Source organism: Streptomyces sp. NPDC057877 (assembly GCF_042796855.1).
GTDB lineage: Bacteria > Actinomycetota > Actinomycetes > Streptomycetales > Streptomycetaceae > Streptomyces.
Genome location: NZ_JBHVMS010000001.1, coordinates 719513 through 740440 on the forward strand (window position 1 = coordinate 719513; position 20928 = coordinate 740440).

At 72.1% G+C, this 20928-nt stretch carries 23 protein-coding genes; 12 read left to right on the forward strand and 11 right to left on the reverse strand.

Annotated features, from left to right (window positions below):
• Positions 1–84: 84 nt before the first annotated feature.
• Positions 85–333, forward strand: coding sequence for a hypothetical protein (locus tag ACFVQG_RS03090; protein ID WP_383376163.1), 249 nt, complete (start codon positions 85–87; stop codon positions 331–333).
• Positions 334–370: 37 nt separating this feature from the next.
• Here ACFVQG_RS03090 and ACFVQG_RS03095 read toward each other — a convergent pair whose 3' ends face one another.
• Complete coding sequence (locus ACFVQG_RS03095) at positions 371–1597, reverse strand: acyl-CoA dehydrogenase family protein (RefSeq protein ID WP_383376165.1); 1227 nt, start codon at positions 1595–1597, stop codon at positions 371–373.
• 167 nt (positions 1598–1764) lie between these two features.
• Here ACFVQG_RS03095 and ACFVQG_RS03100 point away from each other — a divergent pair, with 167 nt between their 5' ends.
• Positions 1765–2406 carry a TetR family transcriptional regulator gene (locus ACFVQG_RS03100; protein WP_383376167.1) on the forward strand — a complete coding sequence of 214 codons (642 nt, stop codon included), beginning with the start codon at positions 1765–1767 and terminating at the stop codon, positions 2404–2406.
• Positions 2407–2493: 87 nt separating this feature from the next.
• Here the strand turns inward: ACFVQG_RS03100 and def are convergent, their stop codons facing one another.
• Positions 2494–3033: a peptide deformylase gene (gene def / locus ACFVQG_RS03105; RefSeq protein WP_383376168.1), complete on the reverse strand. Its 540-nt coding sequence runs from the start codon at positions 3031–3033 to the stop codon at positions 2494–2496.
• A gap of 156 nt (positions 3034–3189) precedes the next feature.
• Between def and ACFVQG_RS03110 the strand changes: the two genes are divergently transcribed.
• The 5 genes from ACFVQG_RS03110 (at position 3190) to ACFVQG_RS03130 (ending at position 7792) form a co-directional block, all read left to right on the forward strand.
• The gene (locus ACFVQG_RS03110) at positions 3190–4428 is read left to right on the forward strand and encodes a MurT ligase domain-containing protein (protein ID WP_383376170.1); all 1239 of its coding nucleotides are present in this window, start codon (positions 3190–3192) and stop codon (positions 4426–4428) included.
• 23 nt (positions 4429–4451) lie between these two features.
• Complete coding sequence (locus ACFVQG_RS03115) at positions 4452–5183, forward strand: type 1 glutamine amidotransferase (RefSeq protein WP_383376172.1); 732 nt, start codon at positions 4452–4454, stop codon at positions 5181–5183.
• A gap of 163 nt (positions 5184–5346) precedes the next feature.
• A complete protein-coding gene (locus ACFVQG_RS03120; protein ID WP_383376174.1) occupies positions 5347–6372 on the forward strand; it encodes a 6-phosphofructokinase in 1026 nt (341 codons plus the stop codon).
• 219 nt (positions 6373–6591) lie between these two features.
• On the forward strand, positions 6592–7542 hold the full coding sequence (locus tag ACFVQG_RS03125; protein WP_383376176.1) for a cytochrome c oxidase assembly protein: 951 nt from the start codon (positions 6592–6594) through the stop codon (positions 7540–7542).
• Positions 7543–7621: 79 nt separating this feature from the next.
• Positions 7622–7792: a hypothetical protein gene (locus ACFVQG_RS03130; RefSeq protein ID WP_383376178.1), complete on the forward strand. Its 171-nt coding sequence runs from the start codon at positions 7622–7624 to the stop codon at positions 7790–7792.
• An 11-nt stretch (positions 7793–7803) separates the two neighbouring features.
• Here the strand turns inward: ACFVQG_RS03130 and ACFVQG_RS03135 are convergent, their stop codons facing one another.
• From ACFVQG_RS03135 to ACFVQG_RS03150, 4 genes are all read right to left on the reverse strand, one after another.
• Positions 7804–8991 carry a sensor histidine kinase gene (locus ACFVQG_RS03135; protein WP_383376179.1) on the reverse strand — a complete coding sequence of 396 codons (1188 nt, stop codon included), beginning with the start codon at positions 8989–8991 and terminating at the stop codon, positions 7804–7806.
• Positions 8988–10700 carry a cation acetate symporter gene (locus tag ACFVQG_RS03140; RefSeq protein ID WP_383376181.1) on the reverse strand — a complete coding sequence of 571 codons (1713 nt, stop codon included), beginning with the start codon at positions 10698–10700 and terminating at the stop codon, positions 8988–8990. The genes ACFVQG_RS03135 and ACFVQG_RS03140 overlap by 4 nt, the downstream gene beginning before the upstream one ends.
• Before the next feature lie 6 nt (positions 10701–10706).
• Positions 10707–11087 (reverse strand): hypothetical protein, encoded by a 381-nt coding sequence (locus ACFVQG_RS03145; protein WP_383376182.1) that lies wholly within the window; start codon positions 11085–11087, stop codon positions 10707–10709.
• A 124-nt stretch (positions 11088–11211) separates the two neighbouring features.
• Positions 11212–11970 carry a LytR/AlgR family response regulator transcription factor gene (locus ACFVQG_RS03150; protein WP_383376184.1) on the reverse strand — a complete coding sequence of 253 codons (759 nt, stop codon included), beginning with the start codon at positions 11968–11970 and terminating at the stop codon, positions 11212–11214.
• A 77-nt stretch (positions 11971–12047) separates the two neighbouring features.
• On the opposite strand from ACFVQG_RS03150, the gene ACFVQG_RS03155 reads away from it, so the two are divergent.
• The 5 genes from ACFVQG_RS03155 (at position 12048) to ACFVQG_RS03175 (ending at position 16699) form a co-directional block, all read left to right on the forward strand.
• The gene (locus tag ACFVQG_RS03155) at positions 12048–12530 is read left to right on the forward strand and encodes an Lrp/AsnC family transcriptional regulator (RefSeq protein ID WP_383376186.1); all 483 of its coding nucleotides are present in this window, start codon (positions 12048–12050) and stop codon (positions 12528–12530) included.
• A 166-nt stretch (positions 12531–12696) separates the two neighbouring features.
• Positions 12697–13509: a dimethylargininase gene (gene ddaH, locus ACFVQG_RS03160; protein WP_383376188.1), complete on the forward strand. Its 813-nt coding sequence runs from the start codon at positions 12697–12699 to the stop codon at positions 13507–13509.
• Positions 13506–14726 carry an ornithine--oxo-acid transaminase gene (gene rocD, locus ACFVQG_RS03165; RefSeq protein ID WP_383376189.1) on the forward strand — a complete coding sequence of 407 codons (1221 nt, stop codon included), beginning with the start codon at positions 13506–13508 and terminating at the stop codon, positions 14724–14726. Before ddaH ends, rocD begins: the two co-directional genes overlap by 4 nt.
• Positions 14727–14867: 141 nt before the next feature.
• Positions 14868–15599, forward strand: a complete 732-nt coding sequence (locus ACFVQG_RS03170; protein WP_383376191.1) for a lysophospholipid acyltransferase family protein — start codon at positions 14868–14870, stop codon at positions 15597–15599.
• 83 nt (positions 15600–15682) lie between these two features.
• The gene (locus ACFVQG_RS03175) at positions 15683–16699 is read left to right on the forward strand and encodes an NAD-dependent epimerase/dehydratase family protein (protein WP_383376523.1); all 1017 of its coding nucleotides are present in this window, start codon (positions 15683–15685) and stop codon (positions 16697–16699) included.
• On the opposite strand, the gene ACFVQG_RS03180 is transcribed toward ACFVQG_RS03175, so the two are convergent.
• The 5 genes from ACFVQG_RS03180 to ACFVQG_RS03200 all read right to left on the reverse strand — a co-directional run bounded on the left by ACFVQG_RS03180 (position 16663) and on the right by ACFVQG_RS03200 (position 20924).
• Entirely contained in the window at positions 16663–17460 is a 798-nt protein-coding gene (locus ACFVQG_RS03180; RefSeq protein ID WP_383376193.1) for an urease accessory protein UreD, read from the reverse strand. The genes ACFVQG_RS03175 and ACFVQG_RS03180 overlap by 37 nt on opposite strands.
• A complete protein-coding gene (gene ureG / locus ACFVQG_RS03185; protein ID WP_383376195.1) occupies positions 17442–18128 on the reverse strand; it encodes an urease accessory protein UreG in 687 nt (228 codons plus the stop codon). The genes ACFVQG_RS03180 and ureG overlap by 19 nt, the downstream gene beginning before the upstream one ends.
• Positions 18129–18210: 82 nt before the next feature.
• Positions 18211–18885 carry an urease accessory protein UreF gene (locus tag ACFVQG_RS03190; protein WP_383376199.1) on the reverse strand — a complete coding sequence of 225 codons (675 nt, stop codon included), beginning with the start codon at positions 18883–18885 and terminating at the stop codon, positions 18211–18213.
• A gap of 13 nt (positions 18886–18898) precedes the next feature.
• The gene (locus tag ACFVQG_RS03195; RefSeq protein ID WP_383376202.1) at positions 18899–20620 is read right to left on the reverse strand and encodes an urease subunit alpha; all 1722 of its coding nucleotides are present in this window, start codon (positions 20618–20620) and stop codon (positions 18899–18901) included.
• Positions 20613–20924 carry an urease subunit beta gene (locus tag ACFVQG_RS03200; RefSeq protein WP_383376204.1) on the reverse strand — a complete coding sequence of 104 codons (312 nt, stop codon included), beginning with the start codon at positions 20922–20924 and terminating at the stop codon, positions 20613–20615. Before ACFVQG_RS03200 ends, ACFVQG_RS03195 begins: the two co-directional genes overlap by 8 nt.
• Between the last annotated feature and the right edge of the window lie 4 nt (positions 20925–20928).

Genomic DNA, 20928 nt, shown 5'->3' on the forward strand with positions numbered 1-20928 from the left:
TGCGCCCGTTTCGCGCCCTTGTGGGCGTCCTGTCCTGCACCGACCGTGGTGAGTGAGCGGTGCCGCACGACGACAGGGGGTTCGATGACGCACGGCTGGGACGACATGACGGGCCGACTGCTGCTGCGGACGGCGGTGATCCTGCACCGGACCCTGGCGAGCCGGGCGGCGGTCGAGCGCATACAGGCCCGCCGCAACGCCGCCCTGCGGGCGGCACACCGCCACGGGGTGCCGGTGCCGGAGCTTGCGGCCGGGCTCGGGTTGACGGAGGGGTGGGTACGCAGGGTGCTGAACGAGCGGAGACCGCCGCCGGAGGTGGAGGAGGCGGCGTAGCGGAGGGCGGACGGCCCCCCGCTCCGACGGACACCCCTTACCGGATCGGCAGCCCCGAGAGTGTGCGGGCGATCACCAGGCGCTGGATCTCGCTGGTGCCCTCGAAGATGGTGTAGATCGCGGCGTCGCGGTGCATCCGTTCCACCGGGTACTCACGGGTGTAGCCGTTGCCGCCGAGGATCTGGATGGCCTGGGCGGTGACCTTCTTGGCGGTCTCGCTGGCGAACAGCTTGGACATCGAGCCCTCGGCCGCGGTGAACGGCCTGCCGTTGATGGCCATCCAGGAGGCGCGCCAGACGAGCAGCCGGGCCGCGTCGATCTGGGTGCGCATGTCGGCGAGCTGGAAGGCCACGCCCTGGTTGTCGATGATCGGGCGGCCGAACTGCTCACGGGTGCTGGCGTAGTCGAGGGCCACCTCGTACGCGGCGCGGGCGGTGCCGACCGCCATCGCGCCGACGGCGGGACGGGACGCCTCGAAGGTCGCCATCGCCGCGTTCTTCACGCGCTCGCCGCCCGCCTTGGCCTTCTCCCGGGCGCGGGCGAGCCGTTCGTCCAGCTTCTCCTTGCCGCCGAGCAGACAGGAACCGGGGACGCGGACGTTGTCCAGGACGACCTCGGCGGTGTGCGAGGCGCGGATGCCGTGCTTCTTGAACTTCTGGCCCTGGGACAGGCCGGGCGTGCCCGGCGGGATGATGAAGGACGCGTGGCCCTTGGAGCCCAGGTCCGGGTCGACCACCGCGACGACGACATGGACGTTGGCGATGCCGCCGTTGGTCGCCCAGGTCTTCGTGCCGTTGATCACCCACTCGTCCTTGGCCCCGTCGTACACCGCCCGGGTGCGCATGGAGGCCACGTCGGAGCCCGCGTCGGGCTCGGAGGAGCAGAACGCGGCCACCTTGACGTCGTTGACATCGCCGTACATCTGGGGGATCCAGGTGCCGATCTGCTCCTCGGTGCCGTTGGCGAGGACGCCGACGGCGGCGAGACCGGTGCCGACGATGGACAGGGCGATGCCCGCGTCACCCCAGAACAGTTCCTCCATCGCCATCGGGATGCCGAGCCCGGTGGGGTCGAAGTACTGCTGGGCGTAGAAGTCGAGGGAGTAGATGCCGACCTTGGCGGCCTCCTGGATGACCGGCCAGGGAGTCTCCTCACGCTCGTCCCACTCGGCGGCCGCGGGGCGGATGACATCGGCGGCGAAGCCGTGCAGCCAGCTCTGGACCTCCTTCTGTTCGTCGTTCAGCTCCATGGTGAACTCGGCCATGTCCCCTCCGGCGGCGCACAAGTGTTACTAGCGGTAACCCCAGTCTGTTACCCATGAGTAAGAAAAGTCAACTCACGACCACCCCTCGGCAGCCCGTTCGATCGTCCCAGCATGGCGGGTGTTAGTTTGCGCAGGCGTCACCGAACCAGCACGGGTGGGGAGAGCCGATGGACACCACACAGCGGGCCGAGCAGCAGCGGTCGGCGGACAGCCGACGACGCGAGCTGCTGGAGGCCGCCGACCGGGTCGTGCTGCGCGACGGTCCGCAGGCCTCCATGAACGCGATCGCCGCGGAGGCGGGCATCACCAAGCCGATCCTCTACCGGCACTTCGGCGACAAGGGCGGCCTGTACGCCGCCCTCGCCCAGCGGCACACGGACGCCCTGCTGGCGTCGCTGCGGGCCGCGCTGGACGCCCCGGCGGAGCGCCGGGAACGCGTCGAGGCCACCCTGGACACCTATCTCGCGGCCATCGAGTCACGCCCTCAGGTGTACCGCTTTCTGATGCATCCGGCCGAGGGCTCCCAGAGCGACCAGGGCTTCGACGTCGGCAAGCACAGCGCGCCGCTGCTGCGGCGGATGGGCGAGGAACTCGCCCAGGTCATCGAGGAGCGCGTGGACCTCGGACCGGACAGCCAGCGGCTCGCCCGGGTCTGGGGGCACGGGATCGTCGGCATGATGCACGCGGCCGGTGACTGGTGGCTGGGGGAACGGCCGTGTTCGCGGGCGGAGTTGGTAAGGAGCCTCGCCGACCTGTTGTGGGGCCGCCTCGCGGCAGCGGGGGACCGCATCGGAGGCCCCGGCTTCTGAGACACCCTAGGGGCGCGGGGCCGTGTGCACCACGCGACTCCGTCGCGGGGCCGCGACCAGCCACGAACAACCCGCAGCCGCACGACGTCAACGCCCCCACGGCGCTCGCGCGGCCTGCCGCAGCACCCGGCGCCTGCGCCACCCCGTCAGGTGGTCGACGTAGAGGCCGCCCTCCAGGTGATCGCACTCGTGCTGCAGGCACCGCGCGAAGAACCCCGTGCCGTGCACGGTGACCGGCTCCCCCGTCACCGTGAACCCCTCGACCACCGCGTGGTCATGGCGTACCGTGCCCGCTTCCAGGCCCGGCAGGGAGAGACAGCCCTCCGGGCCGCGGATGCTGACGCCGTCCGCCTGCACCAGACGCGGATTGACCACATGTCCCAGATGACGTACGTCCTCGTCGTCGGGGCAGTCATAGACGAAGACCCGCGACGGCACCCCCACCTGGTTGGCCGCCAGGCCGACGCCCCGCGCGGCGTACATCGTGGCGAACAAGTCCTCCACGAGCGCGGCGAGTTCGGGGCCGAAGTCGGTGACCTCGGCGCAGGGGGTGGTGAGGGCCGGGTCGCCCAGCAGGGTCAGGGGGCGGACGCGTCCGCGGGCGCCCGGGATGGAGCCTTGTCGCATGGCGGCAAGGGTACGGTTCAGGGCGTCGCGTCCGCTGCGCTGCCGGATCGTGACGGTGCCGCAATTCGGGAGTGCGAATGGATCTCGATAGGCTGACCACCACCACGTTGCCGTCAGGCAGAGGCGCGGCGCGTACGCAAGGAGGATCGAGGACTGATGGCAGGCAACTCGGACCCGCTCACGCCGCGGGCCAAGCTGGCCGTGACCGCGGGCAAGGCGGTCGCGGCGGCATCCCGAGCCGCGGGGCGCGGCAGCGGTTCGGTGATCGGCGGCCGGGTGGCCCTCAAACTCGACCCCGACCTGCTCGCCCGGCTCGCCCAGAACCTGGACGTGATCCTCGTCTCGGCGACCAACGGCAAGACCACGACCACCCGGCTGATCGCCGAGGCCCTGCGGGCCGCGGGCCCCGTGGTCTCCAACGCGCTCGGCGCCAACATGCCCGCGGGCATCACCTCGGCGCTGGCGGGCGGCTCGGACGCGCGCTACGGCGTCATCGAGGTCGACGAGAAGTACCTCGCCGGGGTCGCCCGGGACACCGACCCCAAGTGCATCGCCCTGCTCAACCTCTCCCGCGACCAGCTGGACCGCGCCGCCGAGACCCGGATGCTCGCCGAGAACTGGCGTGAGGGCCTGGCCGGGTCCAAGGCCGTCGTCGTCGCCAACTGCGACGACCCGCTGGTGGTGTGGGCCGCGTCGTCCTCGCCCAATGTGATCTGGGTCGCCGCGGGCCAGATGTGGAAGGACGACGCCTGGTCCTGCCCGTCCTGCGGCGGTGTGATGCAGCGGCCCGGCGACGACTGGTTCTGCGGCGAGTGCGGCTTTAGGCGTCCGACGCCGACCTGGGCGCTCTCCGGCGACCACGTCCTCGACCCGCACGGCTCCGCCTGGCCGATCCACCTCCAGCTGCCGGGCCGCGCCAACAAGGCCAACGCCGCCTCCTCGGCCGCCGTCGCCGCCGTCTTCGGGGTGCCGCCGCAGGTCGCGCTGGAGCGGATGTACCAGGTGCAGGCGGTCGCCGGGCGGTACGACGTCGTGCAGTTCATGCAGCGCGACCTGCGGCTGCTGCTGGCGAAGAACCCCGCGGGCTGGCTGGAGACCTTCTCCCTGATCGACCCGCCGCCCACCCCGGTGATCCTCTCGGTGAACGCGCGCGGCGCCGACGGCACGGACACCTCCTGGCTGTGGGACGTCGACTACACGCGGCTCACCGGGCACCCGATCTGTGTCATCGGCGACCGGAAGCTGGACCTCGCGGTGCGCCTCGAGGTCGCCAACCAGCAGTTCCAGGTCTGCGAGAGCCTCGACCAGGCGGTGCAGATGTGCCCGCCCGGCCGGATCGAGGTCATCGCCAACTACACCGCCTTCCAGGACCTGCGCCGCCGCGTCGGCAACTGACCCCACGACTTCAGGGAATCTTCGTGAGCGACAACCAACTGCGGGTCGTCTGGATCTACCCCGACCTGCTGAGCACCTACGGCGACCAGGGCAACGTCCTCGTCGTGGAGCGCCGGGCCCGGCAGCGCGGCCTCGACGTGGCCCGGCTCGACGTGCGCAGCGACCAGCCCATCCCGACCTCCGGTGACATCTACCTGATCGGCGGCGGCGAGGACCGGCCGCAGCGGCTGGCGGCCGAGCGGCTGCGCCGGGACGGCGGACTGCACCGGGCCGTGGGCAACGGCGCCATCGTCTTCTCGGTGTGCGCGGGCTACCAGATCCTCGGCCACGAGTTCATCAACGACCTCGGCCAGCGCGAGCCCGGCCTCGGCCTGCTCGACGTGGTCTCGACGCGCGGTGAGGGCGCCCGGTGCGTCGGTGACGTCCTCGGCGACATCGACCCGCGGCTCGGACTGCCCCCGCTGACCGGGTTCGAGAACCACCAGGGCGTCACCCACCTCGGCCCCACCGCCCGTCCGCTCGCCCAGGTGCGGTTCGGCAACGGCAACGGCACGGGCGACGGCACCGAGGGCGCGTACAACGACACCGTCTTCGGCACGTACATGCACGGCCCCGTGCTGGCCCGCAACCCGCTGATCGCGGACCTGCTGCTGAAGCTGGCGCTGGATGTGAACGCGCTGCCGCCGACCGACGACCGCTGGTACGAGGCGCTGCGGGGCGAGCGCATCGCGGCGGCCCAGGAGACGACCGCGTAAGGCCCCTCGCGAGCCCGTCTGACGGGACGTCCGCACAGGTGAGCGGGGTCGTCCAGCAGGCGGACGCACGGTGCGTCCCCGCCCCTGGCTGGCGCTAGGGTGGCGGGGATCGAGCCGGACAGCGCGGTCCGGTCCCGGCCCACGTCGAGAAGGTATTCGGGCTATGCGCATTGGTGTCCTCACGTCCGGCGGCGACTGCCCCGGCCTGAACGCCGTCATCCGGTCCGTCGTGCACCGCGCCGTCGTCGACCACGGCGACGAGGTCATCGGTTTCCGGGACGGCTGGAAGGGCCTCCTGGAGTGCGACTACCTCAAGCTCGACCTCGACGCCGTGAGCGGCATCCTCGCCCGCGGCGGCACCATCCTCGGCTCCTCCCGGGTCCGGCCCGAGCATCTGCGGGACGGTGTCGAGCGGGCCAAGGGCCATGTCCGGGAACTCGGTCTCGACGCGATCATCCCGATCGGCGGCGAGGGCACGCTGAAGGCCGCCCGGCTGCTGTCCGACGGCGGGTTGCCGATAGTCGGCGTGCCGAAGACGATCGACAACGACATCGCCGTCACCGACGTCACCTTCGGCTTCGACACGGCGGTGGGGGTCGCCACGGAGGCGCTGGACCGGCTCAAGACCACCGCCGAGTCCCACCAGCGGGTGCTGATCGTGGAGGTCATGGGCCGCCACACCGGCTGGATCGCCCTGCACTCCGGCATGGCGGCCGGTGCCCACGCCGTCGTCGTGCCCGAGCGGCCCTTCGACATCGAGGAGCTGACCGCCAGGGTCGGCGAGCGGTTCGAGGCGGGCAAGCGGTTCGCGATCGTCGTCGCCGCGGAGGGGGCCAAGCCGGTCCCCGGCACCATGGCCTTCGACGAGGGCGGCAAGGACGTCTACGGCCACGAGCGGTTCGCCGGGATCGCCCGGCAGCTGTCGGTCGAGCTGGAGCGGCGCCTCGGCAAGGAGGCCCGGCCGGTGATCCTCGGGCATGTGCAGCGCGGTGGCACGCCGACCGCGTACGACCGGGTGCTGGCCACGCGTTTCGGGTGGCACGCGGTGGAGGCGGTGCACCGCGGGGAGTTCGGGAGGATGACCGCGCTGCGGGGGACCGACATCGTGATGGTGTCGCTGGCGGAGGCGGTGGAGACGCTGAAGACGGTGCCGGACGCGCGGTACGCGGAAGCGGAGTGTGTGCTTTAGGTCCGTCGCCGGGTGCGGGTGGTCTGTGGCTCGTCAGGTCCGTCGCCGGGTGCGGGTGGTCTGTGGCTCGTCGCGCCCATGCGGCGGAGCCGCATATCGATACAGCCCCGCGCCCCTGAGGGACGTATCCGTGCCCCCGGTCGCAGCCACGGCCGGGGGCGGTTCTAGTCTTGGGGCGGACCAAAAGGCACAACCCCCACGAATCAGGAGCCGGGCGGCATGGATCACAGCGGGCATGGGATGGGCACGGATCTCGCGCCGTTCACGCTGGGGCGGGGGCTCCAGTGGTCGGCGGATCCGTTCTTCCTCGTGGCGTGTCTGCTGGCGCTGGCGCTGTACGGCTGGGGGGTCGTGCGGCTGGTCAGGCGGGGGGACAAGTGGCCGGTCGGGCGGACGATCGCGTTCGTGACCGGTGTGCTGACCATCGGGCTGATGATGTGCACCCAGCTGAACGACTACGGCATGGTCATGTTCAGCGTGCACATGGTGCAGCACATGGTGATCAGCATGCTGTCGCCGATCCTGATCCTGCTCGGCGCCCCGATCACGCTGGCGCTGCGCGCGCTGCCGCCCGCCGGGCGGGGCCGGAAGGGGCCGCGTGAGCTGCTGCTGGCCCTGCTGCACAGCCGGTACCTGCGCGTCGTCACGCACCCGGGGTTCACCATCCCGATGTTCATCGCGAGCCTCTACGCGCTGTACTTCACCCCCCTCTTCGACTTCCTGATGGAGTCCAAGCCGGGGCACATCGCGATGATGGTGCACTTCCTCGCCGTCGGCCTGGTGTTCTTCTGGCCGATCATGGGCGTCGACCCGGGCCCGCACCGGCCCGGCTATCTGATGCGGATGCTGGAGCTGTTCGCGGGCATGCCGTTCCACGCGTTCTTCGGGATCGCGTTGATGATGGCGTCGACGCCGATGGTGGAGACGTACGCCGATCCGCCCGCGTCCCTCGGGATCGACGCGCTCTCCGACCAGAACGCGGCGGGCGGGATCGCCTGGGCGTTCAGCGAGATCCCGTCCGTGCTGGTGCTGATCGCACTGATGTTCCAGTGGTACGCCTCCGACCAGCGGCAGGCCAAGCGCCAGGACCGCGCCGCCGACCGGGACGGCGACAAGGAGCTGGAGGCCTACAACGCCTATCTGGCCTCCCTGAACGCGCGCGGGAACTGAACCTCATTCGGTCGTGCGGATGGTGCGTCGGCGGAACGGGGGCACCATGGAGGGGACGGACCATGAGGAGGGTGTCGCGATGCCCGGTTCTACGGACAGTTCGACGAAGACGATGGGGGTGCTCACCGTCGGCGGACTCGTCGCGGTGACCGCCTACACGGTGGCGCTCGGCAGCAACGGCTGGCTGTGGTTCGGCTGGGTGGTGCTGGGTCTGATCACCCTCGGGATGGTCGCCACCCGCAGCGCCTGAGCGGCGCGGCCTCAGTGGACGCCCGGCTGGTACTTCGGCAGCCGGGCGGTGACCTTCATCCCCGCGCCGGGGGCGGTCTCGATGACGAGGCCGTAGTCGTCGCCGTAGACCTGGCGGAGGCGGTCGTCGACGTTGGACAGTCCGATGCCGCCGGACGGGCTGTCCTCCCCCGCGAGGATGCGGCGCAGCAGCTCGGGGTCCATTCCGGCGCCGTCGTCCTCGATCACGACGAGGGCCTCGGCGCCCGTGTCCTGGGCGGTGATGCTGATCCGGCACTTGTCCGACTTGCCTTCCAGGCCGTGTTTGACGGCGTTCTCCACCAGGGGCTGGAGGCAGAGGAAGGGCAGGGTGACCGGCAGCACCTCGGGGGCGATCTGGAGGGTGACGGAGAGGCGGTCGCCGAAGCGCGCCCGTACGAGCGCCAGGTAGTGGTCGATGGCGTGGAGTTCGTCGGCGAGCGTGGTGAAATCGCCGTGCCTGCGGAACGAGTAGCGGGTGAAGTCGGCGAACTCCAGGAGGAGTTCACGGGCGCGCTCGGGGTCGGTGCGCACGAACGAGGCGATCACCGCGAGCGAGTTGAAGATGAAGTGCGGGGATATCTGGGCGCGCAGGGCCTTGATCTCGGCCTCGATGAGCCGGGTGCGGGACTGGTCGAGGTCGGCGAGTTCCAGCTGTACGGAGACCCAGCGGGCGACCTCGCCCGCCGCGCGCACCAGCACGGCGGACTCACGCGGCGCGCAGGCCACCAGCGCCCCGTGCACGCGGTCGTCGACGGTGAGCGGGGCGACCACCGCCCAGCGGACCGGGCAGTCGGGGGTGTCGCAGGTCAGCCGGAACGCCTCGCCGCGCCCGCTGTCCAGGGGGCCCGCGAGCTTCTCCATGATCTCGGGCCGGTGGTGGCCGCCCACCCCGTCCCAGGCCAGCACCTCCCGCTCGTCGGTCAGGCACAGGGCGTCCGTGCCCAGCAGGGAGCGCAGTCGGCGGGCCGACTTGCGGGCCGTCTCCTCGGTCAGCCCGGCCCGTAGCGGGGGCGCGGCGAGGGAGGCGGTGTGCAGGGTCTGGAAGGTGGCGTGCTCGACGGGTGTGCCGAGCCCCCCGAAGCTCTTGGGCCGGGGCGCGGTACGCCGCCCGAGCCAGAACCCGGCGGCCAGCAGCGGCAGTACGGCGACGCACAGCCCGGCGACGAATCCGGTGGTCATGTCTTCACCTCCGCCCGCAGCTCCTCCGGCAGATGGAAGCGGGCCAGTATCGCGGCCGTCCCGGCGGGGACGCGGGCCGGGGTCGCCAGGGAGACCAGGATCATCGTGAGGAAGCCCAGCGGCACCGACCACAGGGCGGGCCAGGCCAGCAGGGTGTGCAGGGCGCCGGTGCCGGGGAAGCCCGCCATGGTCGCGGTGACGGCGAGGAAGGCGGAGCCGCCGCCGACCAGCATCCCGGCCGCCGCGCCGGGCGGGGTCAGGCGGCGCCACCAGATGCCGAGGACCAGCAGCGGGCAGAAGGACGACGCGGAGACGGCGAAGGCGAGCCCCACCGCGTCGGCCACCGGGAGCCCGCCGACCAGCATGCTCGCGGCGAGCGGCGCGGCCATCGCGAGCACCGTGCCGAGCCGGAAGTGCCGTACCCCGCGCGCGGGCAGCACGTCCTGGGTGAGCACCCCGGCGACGGCCATGGTCAGCCCGGACGCGGTGGACAGGAACGCGGCGAAGGCGCCCCCGGCGACCAGCGCGCCGAGCAGGTCGCCGCCGAGGCCGCCGATGACCCGCTCGGGCAGCAGCAGCACGGCGGCGTCCGCGTGGCCGGTGAGGACCAGTTCGGGGGCGTAGAGGCGGCCCAGGGCGCCGTAGACGGGCGGCAGCAGGTAGAAGGCGCCGATCAGGGCGAGCACGGCGACGGTGGTGCGGCGGGCGGCGACGCCGTGCGGGCTGGTGTAGAAGCGGACGACGACGTGCGGCAGGCCCATGGTGCCGAGGAAGGTCGCGAGGATCAGCCCGTACGTCGCGTACAGCGGGCGTTCGTCGCGGCCCGCGGCCAGCGAGGCGGACATGCCGCCGTTGCTGCCGCGGTCGGCCTCGGGGACCGGGTCGCCCCGGTCGAAGGTCAGCCGGGTGCCCCGGTCGACGCGGTGGGTCCCGGCGGGCAGGCGGAGCGTCTCGGCCTCGTGCGCGCGGCCGTCGATCTTGCCGGTCACGGTGACGGTCAGCGGGCGCTCCAGCTTCAGGTCGAGGGTGTCGTCGACGCGGACGACGCGCTGCTCGCGGAAGGTGGCCGGTTCGTTGAAGGCGTGCCGGGGGGAGCCGTCGGCCTGCCAGGCCAGCACCAGGAAGAGGGCGGGGACGAGCAGGGCGGTGAGCTTGAGCCAGTACTGGAAGGCCTGTACGAAGGTGATGGAGCGCATGCCGCCCGCGGCGACGGTCACCGTGACGACCACGGCGACGATGATGCCGCCGAGCCAGTCGGGTGCGCCGGTGAGCACGGTCAGGGTCAGTCCGGCGCCCTGGAGCTGGGGCAGCAGGTACAGCCAGCCCACGCCGACGACGAAGGCGCCCGCGAGCCGCCGTACCGCCTGGGAGGCGAGCCTGGCCTCGGCGAAGTCGGGCAGGGTGTAGGCGCCGGAGCGGCGCAGCGGGGCGGCGACGAAGAGGAGCAGGACCAGGTATCCGGCGGTGTAGCCGACCGGGTACCAGAGCATGTCGGGGCCCTGGACGAGGACCAGGCCCGCGATGCCGAGGAAGGAGGCGGCGGACAGGTACTCGCCGCTGATCGCGGCGGCGTTCAGGCGCGGGCCGACCGTGCGGGAGGCGACGTAGAAGTCCGAGGTGGTCCGGGAGATGCGCAGGCCGAAGGCGCCGACGAGGACGGTCGCGACGACGACCAGGGCGACTGCGGGGACGGCGTAGTTCTCGTTCACGGCTGCTCAGCGGTCCTGGCCCTCGAGGTTCTCGTCCTCGACCAGCCGGACGAAGTCGTGTTCGTTGCGTTCGGCGCGCCGCACGTACCAGCGGGCGAGCAGCACCAGGGGGAGATAGAGCCCGAAGCCGAGCACCAGCCACTTCAGGCGGCGGCCGTCCGGCGTGGACACGAACAGCAGCGGCAGCGGGCCGACGAGGAGCACGAGCACGGCGGACACAGCGAGCGCGGCGCGCAGCTGGGTGCGCATCAGGGAGCGGACGTAGGTGTGCCCGAGGGTGGTCTGCTCGTCGATCTCGGTGCGCGGCCGGTAGTAGCCGGGGGCCCTGCGGGTACGGCGGGGCGGGCCGGTGACGACGACCCGGCGTTCGGTGGGTTCCTGGGGCATGCGGCGCGCCTTTCTCTCAGCCCGTGTCTCTCGGCCCGTGTTCTCGGCCTGTGCTGTCAGCCCGTGTCTCTCGGCCTGTGCTGTCAGCCCGTGTCTCTCGGCCTGTGCTGTCAGCCCGTGTCTCTCAGCCCGTGGTCCGGCGCATCAGCAGGTCCCGCAGCTCCCGGGCGTGGCGGCGGCTGACCTGGAGTTCCTCCTCGCCTACCAGGACGCTGACCGTACCGGCGTCCAGGCGCAGCTCCCCGATGTGGCGCAGGGCGACCAGGTGGCGGCGGTGGATGCGGACGAAGCCGCGGGAGCGCCAGCGGTCCTCCAGGGTGGACAGCGGGATGCGGACGAGGTGGCTCCCCTTGTCGGTGTGCAGGCGCGCGTAGTCGCCCTGCGCCTCGACGTGCGTGATGTCGTCGACGGCGACGAAGCGGGTCACGCCGCCCAGCTCGACGGGGATGTGGTCGGGGTCGGGTTCGTGGACCGGGATGGCCGGGGCGGTGCTGCCGCGCAGTTCGACGGCGCGGCGTATGGCCTCGGCGAGGCGTTCCTTGCGGACGGGTTTGAGGACGTAGTCGACGGCCTTGAGGTCGAAGGCCTGCACCGCGAAGTCCTCGTGCGCGGTGACGAACACGACCAGCGGTGGCCGGGCGAACCCGGTGAGCAGCCGGGCCAGGTCGAGTCCGTCGAGGCCGGGCATGTTGATGTCGAGGAAGACGACGTCGATCGCCTCGGGGCCGTGCGGTCCGGACTCCAGGGCCCGGTTGATGCGGCGCAGCGCCTCGGTCGCGTCGCCCGCGCCCTCCGCGCTGCCGATGCGGGGGTCGGCCTGCAACAGGTACAGCAGTTCCTCGAGCGAGGGGCGTTCGTCGTCGACAGCCAGGGCGCGCAGCATGAAGGTGGAGTGTAGGAGCAATCGGTACGCCTGCACACGGGCCGGACCATGACATATCCGCTGGATACAGTGCCCGCATGAACAGCAGCCCCGCCTCCTTCGACGAGCTGGACCGGAAGATCCTCACGGCGCTGATGGCCAACGCCCGCAGCAGTTTCGCCGAGATCGGCGCGGCGGTCGGGCTGTCCTCCACGGCGGTCAAGCGCCGGGTGGACCGGCTGCGGGACACCGGCGTGATCACCGGGTTCACGGCGACGGTGAAACCGGCGGCGCTGGGCTGGCGCACGGAGGCCTACGTCGAGGTGTACTGCGAGGGCGCGGCGCCCCCGCGGCGGCTCGCGGAGGTCGTCCGCAACCACCCCGAGATCACCGCGGCGATGACGGTGACCGGCGGCGCGGACGCGCTGCTGCACGTCCGCGCCCGGGACGTCGAGCACTTCGAGGAGGTCCTGGAACGCATCCGTGTCGAGCCGTTCATCCGCAAGACGATCAGCGTGATGGTCCTGTCCCACCTGCTCCCGGAGAGTCCGGAGGCGGGGGCGAACCAGCCCCCGCTCTGACGATGGTGGGACCGCCCGGCCCCGCGCAGCAACCCTGCGTCGGGGGCGGCGAAGACGCAGCGTTCCTGCGCCAACGCGCAGGATTTGTTTCTTGTCGAGCGTCAGCGGTGCTTTCTACCGTGGTGTGATCCCACCCCGACACCGCAGGAAGCGGAGGAACCCCTCTGTGTCCGACTGCCGTGTGCCGCGCCGACGGCGCTTTCTCGTCTGTGAACCCAGACACTTCGCCGTGCAGTACGCGATCAACCCCTGGATGCATCCCGAGGTCCGGGTAGACGTCGAGCTGGCCCGGGAGCAGTGGCACGCGCTGGTGCGTGCCTACCGCGACCACGGGCACACCGTGGAGACCATCGAGCCCGTCGCCGGGCTCCCCGACATGGTGTTCGCCGCGAACTCCGCGGTCGTCGTCGACGGCCGTGTCTTCGGCTCCCTCTTCCACGCCCCCGAGCGGCGCCCCGAGTCCACGCACTACGACATGTGGTTCAAGCGGGCGGGCTACGACGTCCACCGCCCCGAGAGCGTCTGCGAGGGCGAGGGCGACCTGGTCCCCACCGGCCGCTACGTCCTCGCCGGAACCGGTTTCCGTACGACGCCCGCGGCCCATCGCGAGGTGCAGGAGTTCTTCGGCGTACCGGTGATCGGCCTGACGCTGGTGGACCCGTACTTCTACCACCTGGACACGGCGCTGTTCGTGCTGGGAGACGGGAACATCGCCTACTACCCCGGCGCCTTCTCGCCCGGCAGCCGCGAGGTGCTCGCCCGCCTGTACCCGGACGCGGTGCTCGCGACCCGCGAGGACGCGATGGCCTTCGGGCTGAACTCCGTCTGCGACGGACGCCATGTCTTCATCGCCCCGGAGGCGACCGCGCTCATCGACCAGCTCGAACAGCGCGGCTACGTCCCCGTCCCCGTCGACCTGTCGGAGTTCCACAAGGCAGGCGGCGGCATCAAGTGCTGCACCCAGGAGATCCGCTCATGACCGCACCCGCCCGCACCCGCACCTCCGCCGAACTGATCCGCGCCGAGGAGCCGGTCCTCGCGCACAACTACCACCCGCTGCCCGTGGTGGTGGCCGGCGCCGAGGGCGCCTGGGTGGAGGACGTCGAGGGCCGCCGTTACCTCGACATGCTGGCCGGTTACTCGGCCCTCAACTTCGGCCACCGCCACCCGGACCTGATCGAGGCCGCGCACCGCCAGCTGGACCGGCTCACGCTCACCTCGCGCGCCTTCCACAACGACCGGCTGGCCGTCTTCGCCGAGCGGCTCGCCGCACTGACCGGCCAGGACATGGTGCTGCCGATGAACACCGGCGCCGAGGCGGTGGAGAGCGGCATCAAGGTGGCCCGCAAATGGGCGTACGACGTCAAGGGCGTCCCCGACGGCCAGGCGACGATCGTGGTCGCCGCGGAGAACTTCCACGGCCGTACGACGACCATCGTCAGCTTCTCCACCGACGAGACGGCCCGCACCGGCTTCGGCCCCTTCACCCCGGGCTTCCGGATCGTGCCGTACAACGACCTGGCCGCGCTGGAGGCCGCCGTCGACGACACGACCGCGGCGGTGCTGATCGAGCCGATCCAGGGCGAGGCCGGGGTCGTCATCCCCGACGACGGCTACCTCACCGGCGTACGGGAGCTGACGCGCCGCAAGGGCTGCCTGTTCATCGCGGACGAGATCCAGTCGGGCCTCGGCCGCACCGGTCACACCCTCGCCGTCGAGCACGAGGGCGTGGAGCCGGACGTCGTGCTGCTCGGCAAGGCGCTCGGCGGCGGCATCGTGCCGGTGTCCGCGGTGGTGGCGCGCCGGGAGGTGCTGGGCGTGCTGCGGCCGGGCGAGCACGGTTCGACGTTCGGCGGCAACCCGCTGGCCGCCGCGGTCGGCACGGCCGTGGTCGAGCTGCTGGAGACCGGCGAGTACCAGCGCCGGGCGGCCGAACTGGGCGTGGTGCTGCGCGGCGGGCTGGCCTCGCTGGTCGGCAAGGGCGTCCTCGGCTTCCGGGCCCGCGGGCTGTGGGCGGGCGTCGACATCGACCCGGCGATCGGCACCGGACGCGAGGTCAGCGAACGCCTGATGCGCGAGGGCGTCCTGGTCAAGGACACCCATGGCTCGACGATCCGGCTGGCCCCGCCGCTGACCATCACCAGCGGCGAACTGGAGTCGGCGCTCGGCACCCTGGAGAAGGTCCTGGCGCACTGAGCCAGGGCGGCCGGAACCCGATGAGCCCACCAGCGGGTTCCGGCCGCCGTCCCCCGCGCCTAGACTGGCAGCCCACGACACGCCGGTTGACCTGCCGTAACCCGGCAGCCCAGCGGTCCAGCGCAGTGAGGGGCGACCGCCTTGTTCTATTACCTGCTCAAATACGTACTGCTGGGACCGCTGCTGCGACTGCTTTTCCGGCCCCGGATCGAGGGCCTCGAGCACATCCCGGCGTCGGGCGCGGCCATCGTCGCGGGCAACCACCTCTCCTTCTCGGACCACTTCCTGATGCCCGCGGTCCTCAAGCGGCGGATCACCTTCCTCGCGAAGGCCGAGTACTTCACCGGCCCCGGCATCAAGGGCCGCCTCACCGCCGCGTTCTTCCACAGCGTCGGGCAGATCCCGGTCGACCGCTCCGGCAAGGACGCGGGCCAGGCCGCGATCCGCGAGGGGCTCGGCGTGCTGGCCAAGGACGAGCTGCTCGGCATCTACCCCGAGGGCACCCGCTCGCACGACGGACGCCTCTACAAGGGCAAGGTCGGCGTCGCGGTGATGGCGCTGAAGGCCCAGGCCCCGGTCGTCCCCTGCGCCATGATCGGCACCTTCGAGGCGCAGCCCCCGGGCAAGGTCGTCCCCCGGCTGCACCCCGTGGTGATCCGCTTCGGCGAGCCCCTCGACTTCTCCCGCTACGCCGGGATGGAGGGCGAGAAGGCGGTGCTGCGAGCGGTCACCGACGAAATCATGTACGCGATCCTCAAGCTGTCCGGGCAGGAGTACGTGGACCGGTACGCCGCCGAGGTCAAGGCCGAGGAGGAGGCGGCGGCCAAGGAGCGCGCGGGAGCCCGTCGGCTCCCCCGGCTGCCACTGCGCTGACAGCGCTGGCACTCTGCTCCCAGCCGAACGACGCGCGTGCGCCGCCTCCCACCACCTACGGTCGCCGTATGACACGACGCGCTGTGGTGATCGGAGCGACAGGCCAGATCGGACGCCCCGCCGTGCGGGCGCTCGCCGAGGACGGCTGGCAGGTCACGGCCGCCTCCCGGGGCGGCGGCCGGGACACGTCCTGGCCCGAGGGGGTACGGCCGCTGCGGCTGGACCGCGCGGACGACACGGCCCTGGCCGCCGCGATCGGCGACGACTGCGACCTGGTGGTGGACATCGTCGCCTACGGCACCGGCCACGCACGGCAGTTGACCGCCCTGGCCGGAAGCGTCGGCTCGGCGGTGGTGATCTCCAGCGTCTCCGTCTACGAGGACGACAAGGGCCGGAACTTCGACACCCAGGCGGAGCCGGACGGCTTCCCCGAGTACCCGGTGCCGATCCCGGAGAGCCAGCGCACCATCGCCCCCGGCGAGGCGTCCTACAGCACGGGCAAGGCGGCCCTGGAGCGCGAACTCCTCGCCGCCACCGACCGGTTGCCGGTCACCCTGCTGCGCGCGGGCGCGGTGCACGGCCCGCACTGCCGCACCCCCCGCGAGCTGTACTTCGTCAAGCGCAACCTCGACGGCCGACGCCGCCGCGTCATCGCCTACGGCGGCACCAGCCGCTTCCACCCCGTCAGCGTCCACACCCTCGCCGAACTGATCCGCCTCGCCGCCGCCCACCCGGGCACCCGCGCCCTCAACGCCTGCGATCCGGAGGCCCCCACGGTCAGGGAGATCGCCACCGCGATCGACGCGGTGATGGGCGCGGCCCCGGAGACGGTCCTCGTCGACGGCCCGCCCCCGCTCCCTACGGTCGGCGACACACCGTGGTCGGTCCCGGTCCCGGTCATCTGCGACATGACCGCCGCCACCCGCGAACTGGGCTACCGCCCGGTGGTCTCCTACGCCGACACCCTTCCGGAGACCGTCGCCTGGATCGAACGCCAACTGGCGGGCCGCGACTGGCGCGAGGCCTACCCGAAGATGTTCGCCGCCTACGGCGACCTCTTCGACTACGCGGCGGAGGACACCTGGCTGGCCTCGCGCTGAAGCTCGCCGAGCGCCGCGTCCAGCAGCCGCCGCAGCGCCAGCGCGTCCGCGGCGACGGCGGTCACCAGCGCGGCGGGCCCGGCGAGCGGCAGCACCGCGGCGCCATCCCCGAGCGGTCGCGCGGCCACCGGCCGCTCACCGAACTCCGGTCGTACGACGACCAGTTGCCCGACGGCCCGCAGCCCCCCGAGCCCGGCGGGCCCGTCCCAGCCCCCCGGCGCCCCGGGCCCGCACGCCAGCTCCTGATCCAGCACCGTCCGCCCGTCCACACCCACCGTGAGCCGACTGGTGAGCCGCCCCGGCTCCTCCCCCGCCCGCCCGAGCACCTGCTCCTCGCGCAGCACGAGCCGGGCGCGGCCCCGCAGCTCGGCACGGGTGGTGACGTACAGCTCACTCTCCCGCGCGGAGATCAACTGCTCGGGCAGCCAGCACAGTTCGCCTCCGTCCGCGACGGTGAGCCGCACGTCGTAGCGCGCCTCCCCCTTCTCCTGCCCCGGCAGCGCGATGGTGGCGGCGGCCGATCCGACCCGTAGCCGGGCCCCCTCGCCCACCTCGGCCTCCACCCGGAAGCGGTCCCCGCCGAGGGGCCCGCTCATCGCCCCGACGAGCATCACCCGGGCCTCGCCGCCGCTCCCCCGGGTCCGCCGCAGCGCCAGCGGCCCGTCGCCCTCCAGCACCGGGAGCGCCGTACCGCCCCTGCCGTCACCCCGTGCGCCGATCCGCGCGGTGGCGGCGACCCCGGTCACGCTGACGCCGTCCACGCGACGAGCCGCGCCCGCACCCAGGCGGCGACGTCCGCGACGCCGCCCTCGCTTCGCAACGACTGGAAGACGACGGGCAGTTCGGCCCGCTGCGTCTTGGCGTCGGCCGCCATCCGCCCCAGGTCGGACCCTACGTACGGCGCGAGGTCGGTCTTGTTGACGACGAGCAGGTCAGCGGTCGTTACCCCGGGCCCACCCTTGCGCGGGATGTCGTCCCCGCCCGCGACGTCGATCACGAAGATCTGCGCGTCGACCAGCCCTCTGGAGAACGTGGCGGTGAGATTGTCGCCACCCGACTCCACCAGGATCAGATCCAGCGGCCCGACCTCGTCCTCCAGGTCCTCCACCGCCTCCAGGTTGGCGGAGATGTCATCCCGGATCGCGGTGTGCGGACAGGCCCCCGTCTCGACGGCGCTGATCCGCTCGGGCGGCAACACGGCCTCCCGCAGCAGGAACTCCGCGTCCTCACGGGTGTAGATGTCATTGGTGACGACGGCCAGGGACAACTCGTCCCGCAACACCCGGCACAACGCGGCAACGGTGGCGGTCTTCCCGGACCCGACGGGCCCACCGAGCCCGATCCGCAGGGCACGCCGGGACCCGTCGGGGCGCCGGGCGTCGGCGCCGAGGGAGGCGGGGGCATGGAGAGGGGCATGGTCAAGGTGCATGGAACGGCTCCTGGTCTAGAGGGTTCTTCTTCACGTCCGACGACTTCCAGCACGTCCGGCGTTCGAGGCGGGGGTGAAACCCCTAAGAGGCAAACAACCGCGCACCCCAAGCCGCATGCGCCTCCGCCCCGATCTCCAGCAACGGCGAGGAGGCCGCAGGCAACACCCCCACCCCCTCCCCCACAGCCAGCCGCCCGGCCTCCACCGCCCGGTCCACCACCCCGTCCACCTCCGACGCCACCCGCGCCAGCACCCCCGTCGCATCGAACGGATCAAGACTCAACAACCGCACGGTCGCCGACGCGGGCCCACTCACACACTCGTACGCCGCGCAGTACGCCGCGTCGACCGCCCCCAGCCCGGCCGCCCGCGCCGTCACCCCCAACACCACCGGCTGATGCGCCCCCTTGGGAAACCGCCGCGCGACCGCGTCCAACTCCTCCGACGGCCACGTCACCCGAGCCGCCCGCATCAACTGCCTCCCCAGCCTCCGCGCCGCGAGCCGCAGCGCGGGCGACGGCGTCCGCGCGTCGGCGGCGGCATCCAGCGCGACCGGATCCACCCCGAGCGCCGCCGCCGCGGCCAGCGAGGCGGCCACCAGCCCAGCGGTATGCAGCCGCCCCCGGCAGAACTCCTCCAGGCTCCCGGCACCGGTGATCCGCCCGGCCCGCACGGCGGCCTCGGCCCCGCCGGAGTGCGCATGCCCCCCGGCGGGGAAGCGACCGTCGGCCAGCACCAGCAATGTGGCCCTGCTCATCGCACCCCGCTCCTCAGAAGAGGAAGTACCGCTGGGCCATGGGCAGTTCCGCCGCCGGAGTCGCCTCCACCAGCTCACCGTCGATGTGCACGGCGAAGCTGTCGGGATCCACCCGCACCGCGGGCCGTGCGTCGTTCTCCCGCATGTCCGCCTTGCTCACACCCCGCGTCGACTCGATCGCCACGAACCGCTTCCCCAGCCCGAGCCGCTCCGGCAGCCCGTCCTCGAGGGCGAGCGGTGCGACGAAGTTGACGGAGTTCGCGGCGGGCGCCCGCCCGATGGCGCCGAACATGGGCCGGGGCAGGACCGGCTGCGGCGTCGGGATGGAGGCGTTGGCGTCGCCCATCTGCGCGTAGGCGATCTGCCCGCCCTTGATGACCAGGTGCGGCTTGACGCCGAAGAACGCGGGCTCCCAGAGGACCAGGTCGGCGAGCTTCCCGCTCTCCACGGAGCCGATCTCGCCCGCGAGGCCCTGCGCGACGGCCGGGTTGATCGTGTACTTGGCGACATAGCGGCGTACGCGACGGTTGTCGGCGCGCCCGTCGCCCGGCAGCGCGCCGCGCCGTCGCTTCATCACGTGCGCCGTCTGCCAGGTCCGCATGATGACTTCGCCGACCCGCCCCATGGCCTGGGAGTCGGAGGAGATGATCGAGATCGCGCCCAGGTCGTGCAGGACGTCCTCGGCGCCGATGGTCGAGGGCCGGATCCGGGATTCGGCGAAGGCGAGGTCCTCGGGGACGGCGGCGTTGAGGTGGTGGCAGACCATCAGCATGTCGAGGTGTTCCTCGGCGGTGTTGACGGTGAACGGGCGGGTCGGGTTGGTCGAGCTGGGCAGCACGTGCGGCTCGGAGACCACGGTCATGATGTCGGGGGCGTGCCCGCCGCCCGCGCCCTCGGTGTGGTAGGCGTGGATGGACCGCCCGGCGATCGCGGCGAGGGTGTCGCCCACGAAACCCGCCTCGTTGAGGGTGTCGGTGTGGATGGCGATCTGCACGCCGGTGCGGTCGGCGACGGTGAGCGCGGCGTCGATGACGGCGGGGGTGGAGCCCCAGTCCTCGTGCAGCTTCAGGCCGAGGGCGCCGCCGCGGATCTGGGAGAGCATCGCCTCGTGGGAGACGGTGTTGCCCTTGCCGAGCAGGCCGAAGTTGAGCGGGTACTGCTCCATCGCCTCCAGCATCCGGGCCAGGTGCCAGGGTCCGGGGGTGACGGTGGTGGCCTTGGAGCCCTCGGCGGGGCCGGTGCCGCCGCCGACGAGGGTGGTGATGCCGGAGGCGAGCGCCTCGTCGGCGATCTGCGGGCAGATGAAGTGGACGTGCGCGTCGATGGCGCCCGCGGTGACGATCCGCCCGTTGCCCGCGATGATCTCGGTCTCGGGACCGATGACGAGGTCCGGGTGGACCCCGTCCATGGTGTCGGGGTTGCCCGCCTTGCCGATGCCGGTGATCCGGCCGTCGCGGATGCCGATGTCGGCCTTGACGACGCCCCAGTGGTCGACGATGACAGCGCCGGTGATGACGGTGTCGGGGGTGCCGTCCGCGCGCGTGGCACGCGACTGGCCCATGGACTCGCGGATGACCTTGCCGCCGCCGAACACGGCCTCGTCACCGGCGAGTCCGGGGCCGCCGCTGCGGTCCTCCTCGATCTCGATCAGCAGGTCCGTGTCGGCGAGCCGGACGCGGTCGCCGGTGGTGGGGCCGAACAGGTCGGCGTAGGCGGCGCGGGAGATCTCAGGCATCCAGGGCACCTCCGGTCCGGCCGCGCAGTCCGGGCACGATCCGGGCGCCGGTGAGCGGGACGAGTTCGACGTCGACGGGGATGCCGGGTTCGAAGCGTACGGCCGTACCGGCGGCGACGTTGAGCCGCTTGCCGTGGGCCGCGGCGCGGTCGAACTCCAGGCCGGGGTTGGCCTCGGCGAAGTGGTAGTGGGAGCCGACCTGGACGGGGCGGTCGGCGGCGTTGAGGACGGTCAGCCGGGTGACCTCGCGGCCCTCGTTGTAGGCAATCGGCCCGTCGGCGAAGAGGATCTCTCCGGGAATCATCGGC

Bases quoted from the DNA above. Each gene is read 5' to 3' on its own strand.
- ACFVQG_RS03100 (WP_383376167.1), top strand. From the start codon at position 1,765: ATGGACACCACACAGCGGGCCGAGCAGCAGCGGTCGGCGGACAGCCGA.
- ACFVQG_RS03130 (WP_383376178.1), top strand. From the start codon at position 7,622: ATGCCCGGTTCTACGGACAGTTCGACGAAGACGATGGGGGTGCTCACC.
- ACFVQG_RS03095 (WP_383376165.1), bottom strand. From the start codon at position 1,597: ATGGCCGAGTTCACCATGGAGCTGAACGACGAACAGAAGGAGGTCCAG.
- ACFVQG_RS03110 (WP_383376170.1), top strand. From the start codon at position 3,190: ATGGCAGGCAACTCGGACCCGCTCACGCCGCGGGCCAAGCTGGCCGTG.
- ACFVQG_RS03195 (WP_383376202.1), bottom strand. From the start codon at position 20,620: ATGCCTGAGATCTCCCGCGCCGCCTACGCCGACCTGTTCGGCCCCACC.
- ACFVQG_RS03150 (WP_383376184.1), bottom strand. From the start codon at position 11,970: ATGCTGCGCGCCCTGGCTGTCGACGACGAACGCCCCTCGCTCGAGGAA.
- ureG (WP_383376195.1), bottom strand. From the start codon at position 18,128: ATGCACCTTGACCATGCCCCTCTCCATGCCCCCGCCTCCCTCGGCGCC.
- ACFVQG_RS03135 (WP_383376179.1), bottom strand. From the start codon at position 8,991: ATGACCACCGGATTCGTCGCCGGGCTGTGCGTCGCCGTACTGCCGCTG.
- rocD (WP_383376189.1), top strand. From the start codon at position 13,506: ATGACCGCACCCGCCCGCACCCGCACCTCCGCCGAACTGATCCGCGCC.
- ACFVQG_RS03090 (WP_383376163.1), top strand. From the start codon at position 85: ATGACGCACGGCTGGGACGACATGACGGGCCGACTGCTGCTGCGGACG.
- ACFVQG_RS03155 (WP_383376186.1), top strand. From the start codon at position 12,048: ATGAACAGCAGCCCCGCCTCCTTCGACGAGCTGGACCGGAAGATCCTC.
- ACFVQG_RS03125 (WP_383376176.1), top strand. From the start codon at position 6,592: ATGGATCACAGCGGGCATGGGATGGGCACGGATCTCGCGCCGTTCACG.
- ACFVQG_RS03120 (WP_383376174.1), top strand. From the start codon at position 5,347: ATGCGCATTGGTGTCCTCACGTCCGGCGGCGACTGCCCCGGCCTGAAC.
- def (WP_383376168.1), bottom strand. From the start codon at position 3,033: ATGCGACAAGGCTCCATCCCGGGCGCCCGCGGACGCGTCCGCCCCCTG.
- ACFVQG_RS03190 (WP_383376199.1), bottom strand. From the start codon at position 18,885: ATGAGCAGGGCCACATTGCTGGTGCTGGCCGACGGTCGCTTCCCCGCC.
- ACFVQG_RS03200 (WP_383376204.1), bottom strand. From the start codon at position 20,924: ATGATTCCCGGAGAGATCCTCTTCGCCGACGGGCCGATTGCCTACAAC.
- ACFVQG_RS03145 (WP_383376182.1), bottom strand. From the start codon at position 11,087: ATGCCCCAGGAACCCACCGAACGCCGGGTCGTCGTCACCGGCCCGCCC.